The following is a 22484-nucleotide window of genomic DNA, read 5'->3' as shown; positions in this document are numbered from 1 at the left end:
TCCGAGTGTTGAAGCCCGGAGCATACCTTCTACAACTCGTAGTCGGATGCCGGGTAGGCCTTACGGACTCGTGGCGAAGGAAGGTGGCCGGTGAAGGACCCGAGGGACGAGGAAGCCAGTCAGGACGGCGGGCAGGCGGGCCCGCTGCGAACTGGACAGCCGTATCCGAACGGCGGACGGCGCCCCCCTCGGTGGCGAGGGCGTCAGCGGGTGAGCATGCGCTGGTCGTCGCCGGTGCTGAACCTGAAGGGCAGGGCGATGCGGTCGAGAACGAAACGCTCGCCGGGGGGTGAGGACCCTCCGGCCGCACCGGGACGGGAAGCCTTACGGACTTCGCCGACTACCAGGCCGCTGACCAGGGATAATGGAGAACTTTGACTGGAGTGCCTAGGGTCGGCGCGTGGCTTTTATTATGGTGTGCGAGGATGACGCGGCGGTCCGCGACGTCCTCAAGCGCGCACTCGAGCACGACGGCCATACGATCGCAGTCGCTTCTACGGCCGATGGTCTGCTGCGGCACCTTGAGCCGGTCCCTCACCTGGTCGTCCTGGATCTGGGGCTCCCGGACGCTGACGGCCGCGATGTCTGCCTGGCGCTGCGGGCACGTGGCGTTGATGCCCCGGTGCTGATGCTCACCGCTCTGGATGGCATGCATCACAAGGTGGGCGGCTTCGAGGCGGGAGCCGACGATTACATGACGAAGCCGTTCGACCTCCCGGAGTTGCTGGTGAGGGTCCGCGCCCTGCTACGCAGAACAACCGCGGCCACCCCGGCAGGGGGCGTCGTTCTCGATCCGGCGAAACATGTCGTGATCTACGGTTCGGCAAGCGAGAGCCTGACGCCGACCGAGTTTCGTTTGTTGGGCAGGCTTATCGCTTCGCAGGGCGACGCTGTACGCCGCCACGCCCTCGTTGCTGCCGGTTGGCCGCATGGCGCGCAGGTCAGCGACAACACCCTTGACTCCTTCGTTCGCCGGCTACGGACCAAACTCGGTGCGCTGGGCGTGGCCGATCGCCTGGCGACGGTCCGTGGGGTGGGTTACCGATGGGAGTGACGGGCTTCCGTGGGAGAGTCGTCGCGCTGGCGGTGCTGATCGCGACAGCGGTGGTCGCAGTGCTGGTGGTGGTCTCACACGTGTTGCTGAGCCGGGTGACCGACGCCGACGCGAGAGCTCTGGCGCATTCGCGTGCAGAGGCGGTGGCGGCGAACGTAACCGTGCGCAGTCGCCACGTCGTGCTGATCGAGGGCGGCAACGAAGCGCTCGACACGGTCTCGTGGGTGTATGCCGATGGGCGCCTCATTGACGGGATCGTGCCGGGCAGCGTCCTTGACCGCGTCCAGGCGCTTGCCGGCTCCGGGAAGTCCCAGACCACCACGGTTGGCAGTCACCTTCTGTATTCCCAGCCGATCCGGCTGGAAGGCCACCGCGTCGTGGCGGTCGTGAGGGTGGATCTGACGCCGTACGAGACGTCGGAGCAGCGCAGCCTGGCGATGGCGCTCATGTTGGGTGGCATCTCGATCCTGCTCGCAGGCGTCGTCGCATACCTCATGGTGGGTCGTGCGTTGCGGGTGGTTCACGACATGGCCGCCCTTGCCGACGACTGGGGCGATCACGAACCCGGGCGCCGATTCGACCTGGGCGTTCCTCGCGATGAATTCGGGGAGCTCGGGCGAACTCTCGATCGCCTGCTTGACCGCGTGGACAACGCGCTCGCGGACGAGCGCCGGCTCACCGATGAGATCGCCCACGAGTTGCGGACGCCCTTGACGGCCCTGCGGGGCGAGGCACAGTTGGCGCAGCTCTCCGGTCACCATGTGGCACCGGAGTCCGTCCTGACCGAGGTCGACCGCCTGAACACGGCGATCACGACGATTCTTGGTGCCGCCCGGACGCGGATCGACGGCGGTACCCGCTGCGATCTCCGGGCGGCGGCGCGACAGGCGATCGCTGGTCGCTCCATCGAACTCGCCATCCCGGCCAACATCGATGTCGCCGTGGCAAGCGAACTGGTCGTGGCCGTGTTGTCCCCCCTGCTGGAGAACGGCCTGCGGCATGCGAGGTCGCGCGTTTGGGTCACGGCGTGCATCCAGCCCCAGGGGGCCGTGATCGATGTCCTCGACGATGGCCCGGGGTTCGATCCAGCGGAGGTTGACCGGGTCTTCGAAGCGGGCGTGAGCAGCGGCAACGGGCACGGGTTGGGGCTGGCCGTGGTAAGGCGTCTCGCCACGTCCGCGGGAGTGGCAGTCCGTGCGATCGCGGATGGTAACGGCCGCGTCGAGGTGACATTCCCCACGCCATAGGCGACTGCGTAGTCAGGTTGTGTGCAGGTTGGCCGAACCAATCTCGTCGCATGACGACGACAAGCGAAGCCCGCACGCGCCGCAGTGGGCGGCTGATGCTGAACAAGGTTCCCGAGGTCACCATCTGGTTCTGGGTGATCAAGGTCCTGTGCACGACCGTCGGTGAGAGTTTCGCCGACTGGATCAACATGAAGCTGGGCGTCGGCCTGGTGAACACGGCCTGGATCTTCACCGCGGTCTTCGTGGCGGTTCTGGGCGTCCAGCTACGGCTGAAGCGGTACGTCCCGTTCCCGTACTGGCTGACCGTGGTCGTTGTCAGTGTCACGGGCACGCTGTACACCGACATCCTGACCGACCAGCTCAACGTGCCGCTGTGGATCAGCTCCGCCGTGTTCTCGGTCCTGCTCGCCGTGGTCTTCGGCGTGTGGTGGCTGCGCGAGCGCACCCTGTCGATCCACTCGGTCACGACGCTGCCGCGTGAGTCGTTCTACTGGCTCGCCGTTCTCGTCACCTTCGCGCTCGGCACCGCGACCGGCGACTGGACCCTCGAGCTCACCGGCTGGAGCCCGGGAGTCTCGGTCCTGCTGCCGCTCGGCCTCATCGCGGCGATCACGCTGCTGTGGAAGTTCGGCGCGAACCCGGTGCTGTCCTTCTGGCTCGCCTACATCCTGACCCGCCCCCTGGGCGCCAACATCGGCGACTGGCTCGCCTCCCCGAAGGTCGCTCAGCCGGGCGAACCGACCGGTCTCGCGCTGGGCACCTTCACCACCAGCCTGATCTTCCTCGGCCTGATCCTGGCGACTGTCGTCTACCTGACGGTGACGCGCTCCGACGTGACCGAGACCTACGAGGCCACTCACACCCCGCAGATCACCGCCAACCCGCACAGGGAGCGCATCGCGCTGGCGGGCTTCGGCCTTCTCGCCGTTGCCACCGGGGGTCTGCTGGTCTGGGGCCACAGCCGGCCGCACGTCGGCCCGGCGCCGGAGACCGACGCCACGTCCACCGTGCAACTCGCCCCCGGCCAGGCCGTGAAGCACTTCCCGCCCGCGAAGGTCGACGCACTGAGGGCACTCGCATCGACCTCGCTCAAGGACGCACGGTCGGGGAACGCGACCGGGGCCCACGCCGCTGCCCAGTCGCTGCGTGATCTCTGGGATGCCGACCAGGCTTCGCTGCAGCCGCTGGACAACACCGGCTGGACGTTCATCGACGCCCAGATGGACCAGGTCCTGAAGACCTTCGGCATCGACCACCCGAACCCGCCGATGTCGCCGGCGCAACAGGAAGCCGAACTCAACACCCTCCTCGTGGATATGCGCTGACAAACCTGATCGGCGCCGGGATCGCAGTCGTCGTCGGCGCGCTGCACCTTTCGGCGACGAGGCAGGCAAAGCAGTCGTCGGCCTTGACGGGCCTGCCACTCGAGGCCGGTATCGCGCCGCTCGTCGCGATACCGGCTTCATCCATCCGTCAGACCGTGTGCACTCAGGCGCGGCGGTGGCGCGTTCAGGGCCGGGCCGAACCCGGCCGCGATGCGCCGCGATGCCGACGCCGGCCGTCCAGCGGGTCGCGTCGTCGTTGGCGTGCGGGCGCTGTGCGGGCGGCAGCCGGAGCTGTCTTGGGTGCCGGATCGCGGCGTCGCTGCTTCCCGCCTTCGTCAGCGTGAGCAATCCGCATGGCCCCCGCCATGGGGGCCTTCGCGGGCGAGAGCCCGCGGGGACCCTTTTCGCGTGCTTTCCCCTCGCCGTCCGACGTCTGCCGGAGACCCGTCCACCGGCGGGGTCCGCCGCGTCCAGGGGACCGGATGCGGCGGACCGGGGTCGTTCAGCCCGCCTCGGCCGGTGTGAAGGTCACGTCCGCCGTGTCCACGGTGCCTCCGCGGCGGCCGGGGGCGTGCTGCCACTTCCAGTACAGGTTGGTGTGCGCGATCACCTGCTTAGGGGCCGGCGCACCGTACGCGGTGTGGTCCTCCGTGGTGTGCGCGTCGGCCACGAGTGTCGTGTCGTACCCGCGCACGAGGGCGCCGTGGAGGGTCGAGCGGACGCATGCGTCGGTCTGGGCCCCCGTGACGACGAGGTGGCCGACCCCGTGCTCGGCGAGCAGCCCCTCCAGCTCCGTCTCCTCGAAGGAGTCGCCGTAGCGCTTGTGGACGAGCGGCTCCGAGTCGTGGCGCTGCAGCTCCGGCACGTACTGCCAGCTCTCGCTGTCCTGCACGAGGTCGTCGTCGGAGTGCTGGACCCAGATCACCGGCACGTCCTCCGCACGCGCCTTGCCGATCAGGGTGTTGATGTTCGCGATCACGCTGTCGCGGTTGTGGGCGCCGGCCACCACCCCGTTCTGGACGTCGATGACGAGCAGCGCTGTGTTGGGCCGATCCGGCAGAGTCGTCATGGGGCTCCGGTTTCCTCTTGGGTGCCAGGTCGTCGGCACACCGTAGCGACAGCCACTGACAACCGGGTGCGAGGCCTCAGCGCAGCAGCTCGGCCAGGCGGCGCCAGGCGGCACGGGGCAGCGCGTCGCGGGGGCCGCCGTCGACCAGCTGGAGGGCCACGTGGTCCGCGCCCGCCGCGTGGAAGGACTCGAGCCGTGCCCGTACGCGGTCGTCGTCGCCCCAGGCGAACAACGCGTCGACCAGCCGGTCGCTGCCGCCGCCCGCGAAGTCGTCCTCGGTGAAGCCGAATTGCCCAAGGGCCTTGGTGTAGTTCGGCAGTGCGAGATAGGTGGCGAGGCTGTCGCGGGCCTTCCCCCGGGCGCTGTCCGGGTCCGTGTCCAGCACCACCTTCGTCTCCGGCGCGAGGAGCGGCGCGTCCCCCAGGATCCCGCGGGCCCGGGCGGTGTGTTCGGGCGTCACCAGGTACGGGTGCGAGCCTGCCGCGCGGTCGCGGGACAGCTCCAGCATCTTCGGACCGAGCGCGGCGAGGACACGACGTCCGGCGGGTACGCCCGCGGCGTCGAGCGCGTCCAGATAGCCGACCATGGCAGCGTACGGACGGTGGTAGCGCTCCGTCAGTTTGGCGTGGCTCACGCCCAGTCCGAGCAGGAAGCGTCCCGGGTGGGTCTTCTCCAGGTCGGCGAAGTGCGCCGCGGTCTCCGCCGCCTCGTACTGCCAGATGCTCTGGATGCCGGTCGCCACGACGATGCGCGAGGTCGCCTCGATCAGCGGCACCGCGTGGCGCACCCCGCTGCTGCCGCCCAGCCAGAGGGCCCCGAAGCCGAGCTGCTCCAGCTCGGCGGCGGACTCGGTGAGTTCGCCGCGCCTGGCCGGGTCCTCCGAACGCAGCCCGACACTCCAGATGCCGTAGCGCCCGACGGCTTCCTTCAGGGAGCCCGCGCTGCCCGTGCCCGTGACGTCGCCCATGGGGTCCGATCCCTCCGTACTCGGTGCTGCGTTCTGTCCGGCCTCGCGCCTGGATCACTTCATCACAGCAGAGCCCAACGGCCGGGAGATCCGGCGTATTCCACGCCGGGCGAGCCTCCAGGAGAGCCCTCGGACCGCCCCGCACCGCATGCCCCTTGACTTCGCGGGACCCCCGCGTCACATTCCCTGACACTGTGTCAGATAGGCGGCGCCATCGGAGTGCCGCACGGCGCCGACAGCACGCGCAGAGCACCGTACGCCCGACCGTCCCTCGTCATCCCTGGAGCGATCTGCCATGCCCACCAGCGCGGACCCCGCGAGACCCACCGCATCCCCCACGGCGGCCGGCCCGTCGCGCCGTCAGCTGCTCGGCGCGGCCGGCGCCGGGCTCGCCCTCGCGGCCGGGCTGCCGCAGGGCACCGGCACGGCACACGCGGCCGGCCTGCCCTCGCTCGGCACCTACGACGTCGTCGTGATCGGTTCCGGAGCGGCGGGCATGACCGCCGCGCTGACGGCCGCCCACCAGGGGCTGAGCTGTGTGGTCGTGGAGAAGGCGGCCACCTTCGGCGGCTCGGCGGCGCGCTCCGGGGCCGGCGTCTGGATCCCTAACAACCCCGTGCTCCTCGCGGCCGGCGTTCCCGACACCCCGGCGAAGGCAGCCGCCTATCTCGCGGCGGTCGTCGGCCCCGACGTCCCCGTCGAGCGGCAGCGGGCCTTCCTCGACCACGGCCCCGCCATGATCTCCTTCGTCATGGACCACAGCCCGCTGCGCTTCCGCTGGATGGAGGGCTACAGCGACTACTACCCCGAGCTGCCCGGCGGCCTGCCGAACGGCCGCTCCATCGAGCCCGACCAGCTCGACGGGAACGTCCTCGGCGCAGAACTGGCCCGCCTCAACCCGCCGTACATGGCGGTCCCCGCCGGCATGGTCGTCTTCAGCGCCGACTACAAATGGCTGACGCTCGCCGCCGTCAGCGCCAAGGGAGCCGCCGTCGCCGCCGAATGCCTCGCCCGCGGCACCAAGGCCGCCCTCCTCGGCCAGAAGCCCCTCACCATGGGGCAGTCGCTGGCCGCCGGTCTGCGCGCCGGCCTGCTCTGCGCGGGCGTGCCCGTCTGGCTGAACAGCCCGCTCACCGATCTCCGAGTCGAGGACGGGGCGGTCACCGGCGCGGTGGTGACGCGTGACGGCACGCCGGGAGTACTGCGGGCCCTGCGCGGGGTGATCGTCGGATCCGGCGGCTTCGAGCACAACGCGGCCATGCGCGCGCAGTACCAGCGAGCGCCCATCGGCACCGAGTGGACCGTGGGCGCCCGGGAGAACACCGGCGACGGCATCCGGGCCGGCGAGCGGGCCGGCGCCGCCCTCGACCTGATGGACGACGCCTGGTGGGGCCCGGCGATCCCGCTGCCGGACGAGCCGTACTTCTGCCTGGCCGAACGCACCCTGCCCGGCGGCCTGCTGGTGAACGCCTCCGGTGCCCGTTTCGTCAACGAGGCCGCCCCCTACAGCGACGTGGTGCACACGATGTACGACCGGAACACCAGCGACCCGGACATCCCGGCCTGGCTGATCGTCGACCAGAACTACCGCAACCGCTACCTCTTCAAGGACGTCGCGCCCGTCCTGCCCTTCCCCGGCGCCTGGTACGACTCCGGCGCCGCGCACAAGGCCTGGACGCTGGACGCGCTCGCCGGGCGGATCGGCGTGCCCGCCGCCGCGCTGCGGGCCACCGTGAGCCGCTTCAACTCCTCCGCCAGGAGCGGCGAGGACCCCGACTTCCACCGCGGTGACAGCGCCTACGATCACTACTACACCGACCCCGCCGTCGGCCCCGACTCCTGTCTGGCGCCGCTGTGGCTGCCGCCGTACTACGCCCTCAAGATCGTCCCCGGTGATCTGGGCACCAAGGGCGGACTGCGTACCGACGCGCGGGCCCGGGTGCTGCGTGCGGACGGTTCGGTGATCCCCGGACTGTACGCGGCGGGCAACGCCAGCGCGGCCGTCATGGGGCACAGCTACGCGGGCGCCGGCTCGACGATCGGCCCCGCCATGACCTTCGGGTACATCGCCGCGCTCGACCTCGCGGGCGGCTCGTGACGCGGCGCGGCGTCTGGCGGGCTGGGTCGTGCGGCGCGGCGTGGTGCGAGCGGCGGAGGGCGAGGGCCGGAGGCGAGGAGTGGAGGGAAGGGGTGGAGGGCCAGGAGCGGAGGGAAGGGGCGGGGGCAAAACCATGGGAACGGGTTCATATAGGCTGCTCGCTTCGGTCCCCACAGTCCGCGAGCGCCCGGGAGTCCCAGTGACCGTAGCGATCCCTCCGTCCGACACGGCCGGTTCGCCCGACGACCGGCCCGTCACCCCGGCGCCGCCCGGCGCCCCTCCGGCCTCCGGCGGCGAAGGGTTCTGGGTGGAGCCCGGGGCGGCCGATGACGCTGCCCCGGTCCCGGCGGAGTCCGAGGTGGCCGAGGCGGTGGCCCGAGACGCCCGCGAGTTCGGGGTGTACGCCCGGACCGGCGGATGGGCGTTCGCGCTGAAGGTGGCGCGCAGCGTACGGCCCGGCGGCCAGCCGGCGGGCGAGACGCCCAAGGTCTCCGCCAAGCGGTTCGCCGAGCTGGCGGGGTGCTCGGCGGAGCGGATCATGCGCTACTACAAGGCGTGGGACAAGGCCGCCGACGACGGCCTGGTGCCGCACTTCGAGATCCTGGTCCCCGGCCAGGACATCGAACTGCCGGACTCCGACGTGTGGCTCTCGTACTACACCGCCCGCTCCAGCGCGTCCTCCGAGCGCGGGACCGCGATCGCCGCGGCGGCCGAGGCCGAGGGCATCCGGCCCACCAAGGCGCTGGAGGTCGCCGAGAACCCCACCGCGCTGCGGGCCGCCATCCTCGCCGACCCCGCGACCGCCCGGACCGCGCGGGCCGCGCTGCTCGACCGGCTCAGGGAGGACCCGGTCCTCCAGACCGAGCTGGCCCGCGATGTCGCCCGTACCGACGAGCTGAAGAAGGCGGTCGCCTCCGAGAGCCGGGCCGCGGACCGTATCGGCTATGTGCGGCAGATCGTCGAGAACGGCCAGGTCAGGACGCCGGCCGGGCAGACGATCGACGCCCCCGTGGCACTGCGTGCGGAGGCCGAGCGTCATCTGTCCCTCATCGACGAACTGGACGAGGGCGAGGAGGCCGGACAGTGGGCGGCCGAGGCCTACGACACGGTGAGGGAACTCGTGGTCCAGGCCGTCGAGGCCGACCCGGAACTGCGCCGCGAGGAACGCCGTACGAAGTTCTACAGCAGCCTCCAGCGGGCGACGAAGGTCTTCGAGGAACTCACCCTGGACGACGCGGACGACCTCGACGACCTGTACGAGGACGACATGCTCCAGCGTCTGGAGGAGTTGCAGTCGGCCATCGGCACCTGCATCGCGGCCCTGCGCAGGGCGGCTCCGGAGCAGTCCTGACGACGTCCGCGGTGCCGGTCGCCTCGTGCCGGCTACGCGGGCACGGCGGTCGGCTGCCGTTGCGCTCCCGGCCGCGGATGCGGCCGCGTCTCCGGTCGCGGTGCGAAGACGCGCAGACGGTGGACCAGGGCAGGCAGGAACGGTGAGACGACCGTCGCCCCGGTCGCCGCGGACAGGGCGATGGCCCAGGCGGCCGGGCCGAGGGGCGTACAGCCGAAGAACTGGCTGAGCCCCGGGGTCTGGACGACGGCCGCCAGTGCCGCCAGGGAGCCCACGGAGGAGAGGGCGATCGATCCGCTCCGGCCCCCGGCCAGCAGCGTCTGACCGAGCTGGGAGCCCACCAGCGCGACGAGGGCGACGGTACGGGCGCGGGTGCCGCGTCCGGTGAACCGCGCGGCGAGCCATCCGGCCGTCGCGCCGAGGGTGGTGGCCACGGCGCGGTACAGGGTCTCCTCGGTCAGCGCAGTGCCGAGCGAGACCTCGGGGCCCTCGTGGAGCATGCGGTCGGCGGCCTCGGGAGGAGGCGGCCGCAGCGCCACGGCCAAGGCCGGCACGAGGTCCGTGAACAGGTTCACGAGCAGCAGTTGACGGGCCGTCAGCGGCGAGGTGCCGGTGGCGGCCGCACCGAGCAGGGTGAAGGCGATCTCCCCAAGGTTGCCGCCCACCAGGATCGCCAGGGCCTGGCGTACCGAGGCCCACATGGCGCGCCCCTCCACCAGGGCTGCGAGCACCGTCTCCAGCCGGTTGTCGGTGACCACGAGGTCGGCCGCCGCCCGCGCGGCCGGTGTGGCGCGCGTGCCGAACGCGATCCCGATGTCGGCGAGCCGGATGGCGGGCGCGTCGTTGGCGCCGTCGCCGGTCATCGCGACCGTGCGGCCCAGGCGCTGGAACGCCTGCACGATGCGGACCTTGTGCACCGGGGTGCCCCGCGCGACCACGCCGATGTCGGGCAGCAGTGCGTCGAGAGCGCGGTCGTCGAGCTCGTCGAGTTCGGCACCGGTCACCACGCGTCTGCCGTCCAGGACGCCCAGTTCGGCGGCCGTGGAGCCGGCGGTGGCCGGATGGTCGCCGGTGATCATCACGATGTGCACGCCGGCGTCGGCGAGTTGGCGCACCGCGGCGGCGGCGGTCTTGCGCACGCGGTCGGCGAACGCCAGGAACCCGGCGAAGTCGAGGCCCCGCACGGTCTCGTCCGTGAGGTCGCCCTCGGGGGCGTCACGGAGTTCGGCGACCGCGAGGACACGCCGGCCCTCTGCCGCCAGTCGTTCCCCGGCGGCGAGGATGTCCGCGCGGCCCGCCTCGTCCAGCGGCCGGCCGCCGCGCGTGGCACAGCGGCCGACGACCTCCTCCGGGGCCCCCTTCACCGAGAGGATGCGGCGGCCCTCGGACTCGCACAGGGTGGCGTGGAAGCCGCGGCTGGGCTCGAAGGGGAGACCGGACAGGCGCCGCCAGCCGGGCGCGCTCGTCGTCCGGCGCACACCCGCCTCTTTCGCCCCCTCGGTGACCGCGCCGTCGGTGGCGTGTTCGAGCCCGCCCGTGCCGTGCGGGCGCGGCGTGGCCCGCAGCGCGGCGGCGAGTACGGAGCGCTGCTCGTCGCCGAGTGACTCCAGGGGCCGGCTCTCGCCGTCCGCCGCGACGGAGGCGAGGGAGATGCGCCCGTGGGTGAGGGTTCCGGTCTTGTCGAAGCACAGCACGTCGGTGCGGCCGGCCGCCTCGATGGTACGGGGGTCTCGGACCAGGGCGCCCCGGGTGGAAAGCCTTCTCGCGGAGGCCAGTTGGGCCGCCGACACCAGAAACGGCAGCCCCTCGGGAACGCTCGCCACGGCGAGCCCGACCCCGGCGCCGACGGTGTCCCGGGCCGGGCGTCCGCGCAGTGTGCCGGCCGCCATCACCGCCGCGGCCGAGCCGAGTGCCACCGGCAGGGTGCCGCGGGTGATCCGGGCCAGCCTGCGCTCCACCCCGACGGCGGGGGCGGCGCCCCGGCCGATCGCCGCGGCCCGGCTCGCCTCGGTCGCGGGGCCGGTGGCGACCACGACCGCGCGGCCACGGCCCGCCGCGACCGTGGTGCCCTCGTAGACCATCGACGTACGGTCCGCGAGGTCCGAGGCCAGTACCGGCGCGACGTCCTTGGCCACCGGCAGCGACTCGCCGGTGAGCGCCGACTCGTCGGTCTCCAGGTGATGTGCCTCCAGCAGGCGGGCGTCGGCCGGTACGACATCACCGGCGCTCAGCCGCACCACATCGCCCACGGCCAGGCCCTGCGCCGGAACGGTGGTGTCCGTGCCGCTCCGCAGCACCTTCGCCATGACGGCCGACTCGCGCCGCAGCCGGGCCACCGCGCGGTCGGTCCGGTAGCGCTGGAAACCGCCGAAGAGCCCGGACAGCGCGGTGACGGCCACGATGACGACGGCGTCGAGGACGGCTCCCACGGACGCGGACATGGCCGCGCCGGCGCCCAGCACGGGCGTGAGCGGGTTGGCCATCTCGGTCAGGTAGGCCCGGCCGAGCGACGACGTCCGCACCTCCTCACCCGGGCGGGTGCCCCGCTCCCGTACCTCTTCCGAGGTCAGCCCGGTATCCCTGCTCCCGGTCCGCGCGAGCACGGTGGCCGGGTCCATCGCGTGCCAGGGGTGCCGGGACACCTCGGTCAGCGGCAGGGGCCGCCGCAGCAGTCGCGCCGCCGACCAGACACCGGCGGCCGTGCCGAGGGCCGCCGCCGCGTTGAACGCCGTCGTGCTGTGAGCCGCGGCCCGCCGGGTCTGGCCCGCCACCGCCGCCGTCATGCCGACCGCGGCGGAGGCCTGCGCGAGCCGCACCCCGCGCTGCGCGCTGTCGCGTGCGCCGCGACAGGCGTGCACGAGGAGGACGGCCGGCGCCGGATCGTCGTCCACATACAGGTCCGCGCCCCAGGGCGGCCCACTGCCGGGACCGGCCACGCCCACCCCCACGTCGGCGGCTCGCAGCGCGGTCCGGTCACGGGAGACCAGCAGCACGCCGGTGCCGTCGCGCTGGAGGTCCCGTACGACATCGAGCACCTGCTCGCCCGCGTCGCGCACCGCGTCGGCCTCCCGCACCACCGGGTCATGGGCGTACCCGCCCGTGACCACGACGGTCAGTCCGGCGGCGTGGGCGGCGGGGACGAAGGCCCCGGCGGCGTCGTGCATCTGCGGCACCACACTGACCACGGCCTGCAGGCGCCGACCCCGGGCCAGGCCGAGCACGAGCCGCGCGCCGTCACACTCCAGCCTTTCCCGGGCCCGCGCCCCCGTGTCTCCGTCCAGCGGGAGGTCATCGAGGGGCCCGAGCGTCCACTCGTCCTCCACGGACCGCCGCTCGGGCGCGGAACTGTCGAAGAGCCGGTGGGCCCGCGCGGCGAGTCGCCCGGCGGGCGCGTCGTCGAGGGACACCAGATCCGCCAGGACGTGGGAACCCGTGGTCAGGGCGTTCGTGTCGAGGAGCACCGTGCCGATCCGGTCCAGCCGGCGCAGCGCGCGGGGCTCGGCCACCAGGACCCCCTGGCGCGCCAGGCCCCGGCCCAGGGCGCAGGCGAAGCCCTCACGGGCCAGCAGCGGAGCCTTGGGGATCGCCGCGAGCGCGCCGCCGGCAGCCTTGGCGGGGCGCCGGGTGGCGAGAAGGGATCCGGCGAAGGACGCCGCCGCCACCAGAGGCACCTGATCGGCGTAGCGTTCGACGGGACCGTGCCGCAGCGGGGTCGCACGGGGGAGCGGGGGTGCCGCCCGGTGGGCTCCGGCGGCGGCGCTGCCCGTGAGGCGTGGCTCGGCGGCGGCCCAGGCCTCGCGCTCGGCGTTCGCCTCCATCATCCGCAGGGCGTGCCGGAGAATGTCCACACCGCTGCCGAGAAGCCCTCCGGAGCCGGCCTGGCCCAGCGCCGTGAGCGTGGCCAGGAGGAGTCCGGCGGCTTCGGTGCCGATCGCCCGCTCCACCACGGAGCGCAGGCGGGGGACCGCGTCGACGAGGGGGACGAATGCCGCGACCGAGGACGGCAGGGGAGCCCTGCGCATCAGGACCGTCGCCGCGGCCAGGGGCGCCGCGGTGAGGTGCAGTGCCATGGCCAACCCCGCGCGCCGGGTCGCCCCGCCGGAGAGTGGATGGTCGGGCAGGGGGAGGTCGATGTCGTGGGCCTCCTCGACCGTCTCGACCGCCTCGGTCAGGGCCGCGACCAGGTCCCCGGCGTCGGACGCGCCCTCGGTGGCGACGACGACGTACCCGAGCACCGTGTTGGCCACCGCCCAGGCCACTCCCGGCACCTGGGCGAGCCGCCGCTCGACGTCCTCGGTGAGCTTCTTGGCCTTGGCGCGGGGCAGATCGCCCTCCCGCAGCCCTCGCACGGCCACATGGGCGCGCCCGTCGAAGTGCCGGATGCGCCGGCGCGTGTCGTCCCGCAGGGCGGCGGCGCAGGACGCGACGGTCCGCAGCAGCGTGCCTCCCGGCAGTGCCACCACGCATCACCTGCTCCCGGGCCGGGTGGGCTGACTCCGGTTGCACGAGTAGCCACCCGACGTAGGTTTCAACCCGGCGAAAGTCTAAGACTGCCCCAAGCGGGTCAAAATGGAATAAAGGGATGTAATCCTCTGAGAGGAGGGCAGCGGGATGGCCAACACAGTAGGCACCGCACCACAGCGGGAGACGCCCCAGACAGAGTCGATGGAGACGCACGCGCATGAGGGCGCAGGCCTGCACCTGCATACGCTCACGCTGCACCCGTCGCTGAAGCTTCCCTACATCACCAGGGACGACGTGACGAGTACGGCGAGGGCAGCGACATCGCGGGTGCCGGGCATGCCGTCGGCCAAGGACGTCGTGTTCTACGGGGGGCTCGGCGCGATGGCCGTGGCGGGCGCTCTGGATTGGCCGGTGGCCCTGGCCGTCGGCGGAGCCACTTGGCTGCTGCGCGGCGCCAGGAGGCGGGGCGGGGACACCGAGACGCCGACCGAGCGCTACGGCGGGGGCCGTGACGTGACCGGGAGCGGCGTCTGAGGCCGTAGCCGGTCACCCGACGGCGCGCGGCGTCGACGGCGCCGCACCGGCGCACGTACGTGTCTCACGCCCGTACGGTCGCGGCCGGTGCGGCGGGGGTCGTCGGTGTCGCGGCCGGCGCGATAGGCGGGGCAGGGGCCGCCCACGCCGGTGCGGTGAGGGGGGCAGGGGCCGCCCGGTGTCGCGGCCGGCGCGGCGGGTGTGTGCTCGCGGCCGTGCGTCAGGCGGCGGCCGGGGCGGCCGCGCGGCGGCTGTACGCGGCCCACAGCTCCCACGCGAGACGCATGAGAATCGCCTCGGCCAGCGCGAGACCGATCTTCGTGGCCACGGCTACAAGAATCTCGCCCATGTCGGCTGACTTTCTGTACTCGGTTACGGATGTCCGATAACCGACCATGCAGCCGTTTCCTCCGCTATGGGTGGCTTGTGTGCGTATTTTCGATGTCATTTAGATGAACAAAAGATGTCCTGCGTCATCCGTGCCGTCGCAACACCTCGATGATCCCCTCCATCACCTCGTCGAGGGCCGCCCCGTCGCCCGTGTGTCCGATCCGTAGATGACCCTCGCCGCCGAAGTGCGAGCCGACCGCCACGAGCGCGCCCACCTCACGCCGGACGGCATGCGCGACCTCGAGGCTAGGCGCGTCGACGTGATAGCGCACAAAGGCCGCCGCCGTGGCCTGCGGGGGGACGAGGGAAAGCAGACCGCCGCTCTTGTCCACCCAGTACTCAAGCCGCTCACAGCCGGCGCGGATTGCGGTTCTCGCCCGCTTCAGAAGAACATCCCGAAGGTGCGGCTGCAGGGATTTTTCGGCCAGGTGAAGGGAAATCGCGCTGTTGGTGATCGTCGTATATCCGTGGCGCTGCCGGGCCGCATCGAGTACGTCGGGCGGAGCGGCCAGCCAGCCGACTCGCAACCCCTGAAGTCCGAAGGCCTTCGACAGCCCGCCCACGACGACGGCCCTGTCGTACCGACCGGCGAAGGTGGGGGTGAGTGAGTCGGTGAGACGCTCACTGCCCCGGAACACCTCGTCGGCGAGAAGCCAGGCACCGCTGCGCTCGGCGGCCGCCACCACCGCGCTCATCTCCTCCTCGGAGAAGACGGTGCCCAGCGGATTGCACGGATTCGCCACCGAAATGAGCCGGGTGCGCCCTCCGACCGCTCGGTCCAACGCGTCCTTGTCGAGACGCCATCCGTCCTCCGGACGGACCACGACGGTCCTCACCCGTGCGCCGAGATGAGCCGCCAAGCCCCGCACCTGCCGGTATCCCGGCTCGATGACCACGACTTCGTCGCCGGGCCGGACCACACTCGACACGGCGAGTTCGTTCGCCTCGGACGCGCCGACGGTCACAAGTACGCATCGCGCATCGACGCCCGTCCATTTCTCGATGCCTTCACGCAGCCCGGCCGTACCCATGGAGGGCGGGTAATCGAGGGGGAGTTCGGCCAGACGCGCGGCCGCCGTGGCATCCGGCAGCAGATCCGCACTCCGAACCGCAGGCGCCGCACAGTTCCCCAGATTGTATCTCACGGCTCCCTCGTAACAGGCGTGCCATTCCTCGAGTTCCAGCGGTCGGAATTCCATGACGACGCCCCCCACAGGTGCATTGACGCCGAAGATACGGACTGGTTCCATCATGGTGGCATGGCAACGTGCAAGGGCGCGACGGGGGTTGGCGGATGCCCGTTACGGGGGATGGGGTCGCTGACGCCCCCTGGGTCACCGCATTTCCCGGAGGGCTCGGCGCGCTGTTTGCGCTCCGTAACTCCCTTGGTGAATACCAATTGTTTTCCGCGGGAAGCGATCACGCCATTCGCATCTGGGACCTGACGCGCGGCGTCCCCGTGGGCGAACCGCTCATCGGGCACACCACGGCCGTGTGGGCGCTGACCGGATGGATCACGCCGGAGGGGCGCACCCGGCTCGCCTCGGCGGCGGAGGACGCCTGCATCCGGATCTGGGATCCGGAGACGGGCGAAGAAGCGGCGCCACCCCTGACGGGACACGTGGGATGGATCTCCACGCTCGCCGCCTGGACCACCGCGGACGGCTCCCGGCTGGCCTCCGGCGGCTTCGACGGCACCATCCGCATCTGGGACACCGACCGCGGCGAGCCGGTCGGGCAACCGCTCACCGGTCATGACGGTCCCGTTCTCAAGGTCTTCCACTGGCGTGCCCCGGACGGCGTCAACCACCTGGCCTCGACCGGTGACGACGGCACCGTACGGATCTGGGACGCCGACCAGGTCACCGACAGGGGCGGCCCCTTGTTCCGCCACACCACCGGCACCTGGGGACTGACCGGATGGACCTCCCCCGACGGAGGGACGAAGCTGGCTGTGGCCGGCACGGACGGGACGATCCAGATCTGGGACCCTCTCGGGCGCCGGCGCGTGGGCGAGCCCCTGGCCGCACACCGCGGCACCGTGGGCGCGCTCACCGCCTGGTCGGGCGACGACGGCGCGCGGCTCGCCTCACTCGGGGCGGACGGCGCGATCCGGTACTGGGATCCGGAATCCGGCGTCCCGGTCGGCGAGCCGGCTGCGGGTGTGTCGGGCTGGCTGCCCGCCATCGCCAGCTGGCGCGAGACGGACGGATCGGTGCGTCTGGCCTGCGCCGGGCCCGAGGGCACCATCCGTGTCTGGGACTTCGACACCGGCCAGGACGTCGTCGGTCCCCTCGTCGGCCACACCTCGTCGATCTGGACCCTCGCGAGCTGGCGTGCCACGGACGGCCGTTCGTTCCTCGCGGCGGCCGGCGACGACGCGACAGTCCGCCTGTGGAACACGGAGACGGGCAGGCCGGCCGGCGAGCCGCTCCTCGGCCACACCGCCGGCGTATGGGCGCTGACGTGGTGGACGGACCGCGACGGCGGCGTCCGCCTGGCCTCGGCCGGCGACGACGCCTCGATCCGCAGGTGGGACACCGCGTCCGGGCGGACCGTCGGCTCACCCCTGCTGGGGCACACCGGCTGGATCACCGCCCTGGAGAGCTGGACCACTCAGGACGGTGCGCACCTGCTGGCGTCCGGAGGCATCGACGGCACGATCCGCAGGTGGAACGCCGATACGGGCGAGCCGGTCGGCGAGCCCCTGAGCGGCGACGACGGCCGTGTGCTCGCGCTGGCCGTGACCAGCACGCCGGACGGGCGCCACTGGCTCGCCTCGGGGGGCTCCACCGGGTCGGTGCGGGTGTGGGACGCCACCACCGGTGAGCGGCTGGGCCCCGAACTGACAGGCCACAGCAGCACGGTTCGGGGGCTGGCGGCGTGGACCACCACGTCCGGACAGCCGCGCTTCGCGAGCGCGGGCTTCGACGGGACCGTGCGGATCTGGGACCCGGTACGGGGCGAGTGCGCCCATGAACTCACAGGACACACGGGGCAGGTGGCCGGGGTGACGGCCTGGGCCGAGTCCGACGGTCGCACCCTGCTCGCCTCCGGCGGCGACGACAGCACCATCCGCGTCTGGGACGCGGAACGGGGCTCGCCCGTCGGTGAGCCGCTCGTCGGGCACACCGCCGGCATCTGGGCGCTGACGCACTGGACCGGGCCGGACGGCAGGACCCTGCTCGCCTCCACGGGCGAGGACGGCACCATCCGGTTGTGGGACCCCCTCCAAGGCCATGCCGTGCGGACCATCGAAGTGGGCCGACTGGCCATGCGAGGACTCTCGGACGCGCCGACCCGGGTGGACGTGCTGGGCCGCAACCTGCTCGCCGATGCCGTGGTCCAGCAGTTTCAGGGGCCCGCCTCGGACATCGAGTCGGGTCCGGCCGTCGTCAGCGTCGAGGGGCCGTGGGGGTGCGGCAAGACCACGTTCATGGAACTGATCAGGGAACGGATCGAGCGGAGTCCGTCCCCCCTCGCGCCCGAGCCGGCCCGGCTGACGGTGCGGCAGGCGATCCGGCGGATCAAGGACCACGGCGCCGCCCGCGCCCACCGCCCGCCGAACCGTGCGGGCACCGGAACGGTCACCGCCTGGTTCAACCCCTGGGTGCACGAGTCCGGGGAACAGATCTGGGCAGGACTCGCCCAGGCCATCATCGAGGCCGGTGAAGCCGTTCTCTTCCCCCACGACGCCGGCCGAGAGCGCTACTGGTTCGACAGGAACCTTCAGCGCGTGGACCGCTACGCCCTGCGCCGCGCTCTGATGCGTCGAGTCGTCTCACCCCTGCTGGCGGTGGCCGTCATCGCGATCGTCGTCCCCTTCGCGATCACCCTCGCCCAGCTGAACCAGAAATTCACGGTCGGTGGGACCACACTGTCGACCGCCGACCTGGCCCTCGCCGTCGGCGCCGGATTCCTGCTCACCGGAACCGTCGACACCGCGATCAGATACGGGTGGAGTCCGGCGGCCCACTACCTGCCCGGAGAAATGCTCCACCTGCCCATGACGGACCCGGTGACCATGGGCGGTCCCGGCGACGCGACCACGTATCTCACCGACCCCCGGCTGCGCACCCGTGCGGGACCGCTCTTCCTGCACCAGAACGACATCGGGAGCCTGCTGGCGGACCTGTCCGCGAGCGGATACCGGATGGTCATCTTCATCGACGACATCGACCGGTGCCGTGCGAGCACCACGGTCGAGGTCTTCGAGGCGGTCAACGTCTTCCTGTCCAGCCTGACGTCGGGCCACGACATGCACGCCCGGTTCGTCATCGGCCTTGACCCCAATGTGGTGGCGGGGCACCTCGGGAACAGCCTGGAAGGGGCCTACCGGTTCGGTGGTGCCGACGCCGCCCGTCACGAAGCCGCCGGCTGGGCGTATCTCCGCAAGCTCATCCAGCTTCCGGTGATCCTCCCCCAGATCTCGGAATCGGGAGTCGAGAACTTCGTCGACGTCGCGACCGGACTCACCCGAAGCCCCGGTCCGCTCCCTCCGGCCGCCGGGAGCCCGCCCCCACCCGCCGGCTCCCCTCCGCCTCCCGACGCGGACCGGGCACAGCCGGGGAACGGCACCCCGGCCGCCGGTCAGGGGTCGCCGCAACCGCCACCGGAGCACGGCGTACGGCGCGAGGCGACGGAGACCCTCGCATGGCGTTCGCTGGAACAGCATCCCGAGGTGCGGAACTTCATCGCGGCACGGCTCGCGGCCCAGCCGAACCGCTCGCTCCGCGACGCCAAGCGACTGCTGAACGTGTGGCAGCTCTACGAGCGTGTACTGGCGCTGTCCCATCCCCTCGCCGACCCGGATCCGACGATCCGGCGTACCAAACAGCTCCTGGTGCTCGCCGAGATCATCACCAGATGGCCCGGTCTGCAGTCGATGCTGCACCGCCGGTATGAACAAGGACGCGGCCTGGAGTTGCTCGCCGCGTCGGCAGCCGACGACGCGCGGTGGGAGGAGTGCGTCCGGACGCTGGCCGCCGGCTCGGCCGTCGGCCCCGATGCGCTGACCGGCCTGCGCGCCCTGCTGCTGGAGCACGACGGCACCGCCGTTTCCCGACTGGCAGCGGAGGTGCTGTGACATGAGTCCGAGGACGATTCTCGTCTTCCCTCCGGCGGCCGACCCTTCGCTGCCTTACGGTGCGCTGCCACTGCTGGGCGCCGTTCTGCGCCGGGCGGGCCACGAGGACGTCCGGGTACGCGACCTCAACCTCGAGGCGTTCGAGTACTTTCTCAGCCCGGAAGTGCTCCAGCAGTGTGCGGACCGGATGGCCCGGGCGCCCGCATGGGCATCCGACGTGGTGTCCCAGATCACCGAAGCCCGGCGCATCCTGCGCGATCCCGACGACTTCTACCGCCCGGAGCGCCTGCTCTTCGCCAAGTACCACGTCCAGCTGGCCGCCACGCTGGTCACCTCGCACACCCCGCACCTGCATTTCGGCAAGTACTCCTACTCCACGGCCCCCTACGACTCGTATGAGCAGGTGCGGCACGCCGTCGAAGCCGACGGCGGGCCGCTGGACGAGTACTTCCGGGGTGTCGCCGTGCCGTCCCTCCTCGCGGCCCGTCCGGACGTCATCGGCGTCTGCGTCCCGTACTTCTCCCAGCTCATCCCGTCCTTCCTGCTGGCGGCCGCCGTGCGGGAAGCCGATCCGCGTGTCCATGTGTCCTTCGGCGGGCCGGTCGTCACCTGGGGGAAGGAGGTGCTGGCCGCGGATCCGCGCTTCGGCCGCTGGGTCGACTCGGTCGTCCTGGGAGAGGGGGACGAGACCTTCCCGCAGCTCGTCGATGCCATCGCAGGAAACCGGGATCCGGGCGGTATCGCCCAGGTCCTTTGGTACGCGAACGGGCGCGTGGAGGCGAATCCGGCTCCCGGCGCCCCTCCGGACCTCGACCGGCTTCCCACCCCCGACTACACCCTGATGCCGATGGATCGGTACTTCGCGCCGGAACAGGTCATCTGCATCACGCCGACACGGGGCTGCTACTACAACAAGTGCGCCTTCTGCAATTACGCGTTCATCAAACTGACCCCCTACCGGATGAGGTCGCCGAAGCTCCTGGCGGACGACATGGCCACGATCTCGGCCGCCACCGGACAGCACGTCTTCAGCCTGGAGTCGGACGTCATCCTGCCCAGGGACCTGGGACTGATCTCACAAGCCGTCCTCGCCCGGGGGCTGAACGTCAAGTGGCATGCCGTGGCACGGTTCGAGAAGGGACTCACCGCGGATCTGCTCGCCCTCATGCGGCAGGCAGGCTGCGTGAGGCTGTACATGGGGCTGGAGAGCGCGAACGACCGGGTCCTGGAGGCCATGAAGAAAGGGACGACCTCCGCGCGCATGGCCGAGATCCTACGGCTGTGCTCCGAGATCGGGATCGCGGTCGAAGCGGGTGTCTTCACGGGGTTCCCGTCGGAAACCGCCGCCGAGGCCGAGGACACCTATCGCTTCGTCCGCGACCACCGGCATGTGATCAGCCGCGCCGACCCCGGAGGCTTCCGCCTGCTCAAGGGGGCCCCGGTCGCCGACCGTCCCGGCGACTTCGGCATAACGCTCCGGAGCGACGCGGCCAGGACCTGGTATCACCTCGACTTCTCCGAGAAGGCGGAGCACCACGAGGCGACACGAGGCGCCGTGATCGAGCGCATTCAGAGGCTGTATCCGCAGACGGCTCTCGTCGACGTTCCCGAGGACATCCTCTACACCGCCCGGCACGGACCCGGTCTGCTCTCCGAGTTCTTCGAGGCCTCGCCCGACACGGACACCGAAGGCGAACCGCAGGGGCGGGATCTCGACGACAGCACGACCTTGCGCCTGGCGGACAACTGCGAGCTGCGTCGTTTCGAGGTGACGAACGCGGGAGCCGTACGCCTCGACACCCCCGGTCCCACGCGCCCTCAGGCCGCCTTCGAGCGCTCGTCGTCGTCCATCGCCGTGGTCCTGGACCGCGATCTCCGTACGATACGTTCCCTGACGGCGTTCGAGGAGCGCGTCCTGCGGGAGATCGGCCCGGCCGGAGCCGATCTCGGCACCGTCTGCGCGGCCCTGGGCGACGATGCCGGCCGCGCCCGGATCGTCGGAGTCGTGCTCCGTCTGGCGGGACAAGGAGCCTTGGCCCTGACCGGTGCACGGTCCGGCTGAGCCGGCGGGAGCGCGTCGGGAAGGGTGGGCCTGGTCCGGCACATCGCGTGAATCCGCTGGATGACGCGAATCCGCTGGCAGAGGGGCGCGGGAGCAGACGGGGGAGGAGCAGGGGGAGGTTGTGCCCCGGCACGATGCCCTGACCGGCCGCACCCGTCAAGGACCCACCGGGCAGGGGCCTTGACGGGTGCGGGGGGGGGGGCCGGGGACGTCTCCGGCTGGGCCGCGCCCGTCTCACCTGGAGGTCGCGGACCGGGTGGGCCGGCCCTTGGGGCGCAGTACGGCGTAGCCGATGCCGATGCCCACCGCCAACGGCCACTCGACGGCGCCCACGACCGCCAGCGCGCCGAGACCGGCGTACAGGGGCAGGCCGCGTCGGGCGGTCAGCGCGCGTCTGGCGGCGGCCATGGGGCCCGCGGCGGCGTCGGCCACCCGCGTGGCCGCCTCTCCGAGCCCCGGGAGGGCGAGGGTGATCGTGTGGCCGCCGGGCCCTGCGGTGGCATTCCGCTTCGGTGTCTTTCCGCCGGCCCCTTTGGCCCGGGTCCGCCGCGTCTTGTGCGGCCCCGACGGCCTCGAAGCCTTCTGCGACGCCGCTCTTGTCGACGTCGCAGACGCCTCGTCGGCTTCCCGGGTCCCCGCAGTCTCCTTGGCTTCCGGCGTCACCGCAGTCTCCTTGGCTCCCCGCGTCCCCGAGGCCGGGCGTGACGGCTTCGGCGTGGTCTTCGGGCGGTTCTCGGCAATCCTCGGGGTGGTCACGGCTCACATCCGTTCGTCGGGTCCGGAACGTCGCCCCTCGACGAGGCTCAAGCTACCTGCGGGCCCGGGGCCCTGCGAGCC

Annotated in this window: 14 protein-coding genes; 8 read left to right on the top strand and 6 right to left on the bottom strand. The window is 71.8% G+C overall.

The genetic code is table 11. The annotated features are described in order from the left end of the window. Nucleotides 1–400 precede the first annotated feature (400 nt). From ACIP94_RS15195 to ACIP94_RS15185, 3 genes are read left to right on the top strand one after another with little or no spacing between them, the layout of a single operon-like run. Nucleotides 401–1054, top strand: coding sequence for a response regulator transcription factor (locus ACIP94_RS15195; protein ID WP_402424830.1), 654 nt, complete (start codon nt 401–403; stop codon nt 1052–1054). After that, nucleotides 1045–2301, top strand: coding sequence for a sensor histidine kinase (locus ACIP94_RS15190; protein WP_402424828.1), 1257 nt, complete (start codon nt 1045–1047; stop codon nt 2299–2301). The genes ACIP94_RS15195 and ACIP94_RS15190 overlap by 10 nt, the downstream gene beginning before the upstream one ends. 50 nt (nt 2302–2351) lie before the next feature. Continuing rightward, complete coding sequence (locus ACIP94_RS15185; protein WP_402424825.1) at nt 2352–3626, top strand: hypothetical protein; 1275 nt, start codon at nt 2352–2354, stop codon at nt 3624–3626. A gap of 502 nt (nt 3627–4128) precedes the next feature. Here the strand turns inward: ACIP94_RS15185 and ACIP94_RS15180 are convergent. Together ACIP94_RS15180 and ACIP94_RS15175 are read right to left on the bottom strand one after the other, a co-directional pair. Beyond that, nucleotides 4129–4695, bottom strand: coding sequence for a cysteine hydrolase family protein (locus tag ACIP94_RS15180; RefSeq protein WP_402424822.1), 567 nt, complete (start codon nt 4693–4695; stop codon nt 4129–4131). Between the two features lie 76 nt (nt 4696–4771). Further along, nucleotides 4772–5662 (bottom strand): LLM class F420-dependent oxidoreductase, encoded by an 891-nt coding sequence (locus ACIP94_RS15175; protein ID WP_402424819.1) that lies wholly within the window; start codon nt 5660–5662, stop codon nt 4772–4774. 295 nt (nt 5663–5957) lie between these two features. On the opposite strand from ACIP94_RS15175, the gene kstD reads away from it, so the two are divergent. Beyond that, nucleotides 5958–7760: a 3-oxosteroid 1-dehydrogenase gene (gene kstD / locus ACIP94_RS15170; protein ID WP_402424816.1), complete on the top strand. Its 1803-nt coding sequence runs from the start codon at nt 5958–5960 to the stop codon at nt 7758–7760. A 199-nt stretch (nt 7761–7959) separates the two neighbouring features. After that, nucleotides 7960–9111, top strand: coding sequence for a hypothetical protein (locus tag ACIP94_RS15165; RefSeq protein WP_402424814.1), 1152 nt, complete (start codon nt 7960–7962; stop codon nt 9109–9111). Between the two features lie 32 nt (nt 9112–9143). Here ACIP94_RS15165 and ACIP94_RS15160 read toward each other — a convergent pair whose 3' ends face one another. After that, entirely contained in the window at nt 9144–13571 is a 4428-nt protein-coding gene (locus ACIP94_RS15160) for an HAD-IC family P-type ATPase (RefSeq protein ID WP_402424811.1), read from the bottom strand. Nucleotides 13572–13722: 151 nt separating this feature from the next. Here ACIP94_RS15160 and ACIP94_RS15155 point away from each other — a divergent pair, with 151 nt between their 5' ends. Then, nucleotides 13723–14109, top strand: coding sequence for a hypothetical protein (locus tag ACIP94_RS15155; protein WP_402424808.1), 387 nt, complete (start codon nt 13723–13725; stop codon nt 14107–14109). Nucleotides 14110–14329: 220 nt separating this feature from the next. On the opposite strand, the gene ACIP94_RS15150 is transcribed toward ACIP94_RS15155, so the two are convergent. Continuing rightward, complete coding sequence (locus tag ACIP94_RS15150) at nt 14330–14458, bottom strand: hypothetical protein (protein ID WP_402424805.1); 129 nt, start codon at nt 14456–14458, stop codon at nt 14330–14332. A gap of 124 nt (nt 14459–14582) precedes the next feature. Continuing rightward, on the bottom strand, nt 14583–15644 hold the full coding sequence (locus tag ACIP94_RS15145) for an aminotransferase class I/II-fold pyridoxal phosphate-dependent enzyme (protein WP_402424802.1): 1062 nt from the start codon (nt 15642–15644) through the stop codon (nt 14583–14585). A 314-nt stretch (nt 15645–15958) separates the two neighbouring features. Here ACIP94_RS15145 and ACIP94_RS15140 point away from each other — a divergent pair, with 314 nt between their 5' ends. Together ACIP94_RS15140 and ACIP94_RS15135 are read left to right on the top strand one after the other, a co-directional pair. Further along, a complete protein-coding gene (locus tag ACIP94_RS15140) occupies nt 15959–19585 on the top strand; it encodes a P-loop NTPase fold protein (RefSeq protein ID WP_402424799.1) in 3627 nt (1208 codons plus the stop codon). Nucleotide 19586: 1 nt separating this feature from the next. Further along, nucleotides 19587–21647 carry a B12-binding domain-containing radical SAM protein gene (locus tag ACIP94_RS15135; protein WP_402424796.1) on the top strand — a complete coding sequence of 687 codons (2061 nt, stop codon included), beginning with the start codon at nt 19587–19589 and terminating at the stop codon, nt 21645–21647. A 234-nt stretch (nt 21648–21881) separates the two neighbouring features. On the opposite strand, the gene ACIP94_RS15130 is transcribed toward ACIP94_RS15135, so the two are convergent. Then, on the bottom strand, nt 21882–22079 hold the full coding sequence (locus ACIP94_RS15130) for a hypothetical protein (RefSeq protein ID WP_402424793.1): 198 nt from the start codon (nt 22077–22079) through the stop codon (nt 21882–21884). Nucleotides 22080–22484: the final 405 nt, after the last annotated feature.

This window comes from Streptomyces sp. NPDC093261, assembly GCF_044753645.1.
Taxonomy (GTDB): domain Bacteria; phylum Actinomycetota; class Actinomycetes; order Streptomycetales; family Streptomycetaceae; genus Streptomyces.
This window is presented reverse-complemented; position numbering and strand designations above follow the sequence as displayed.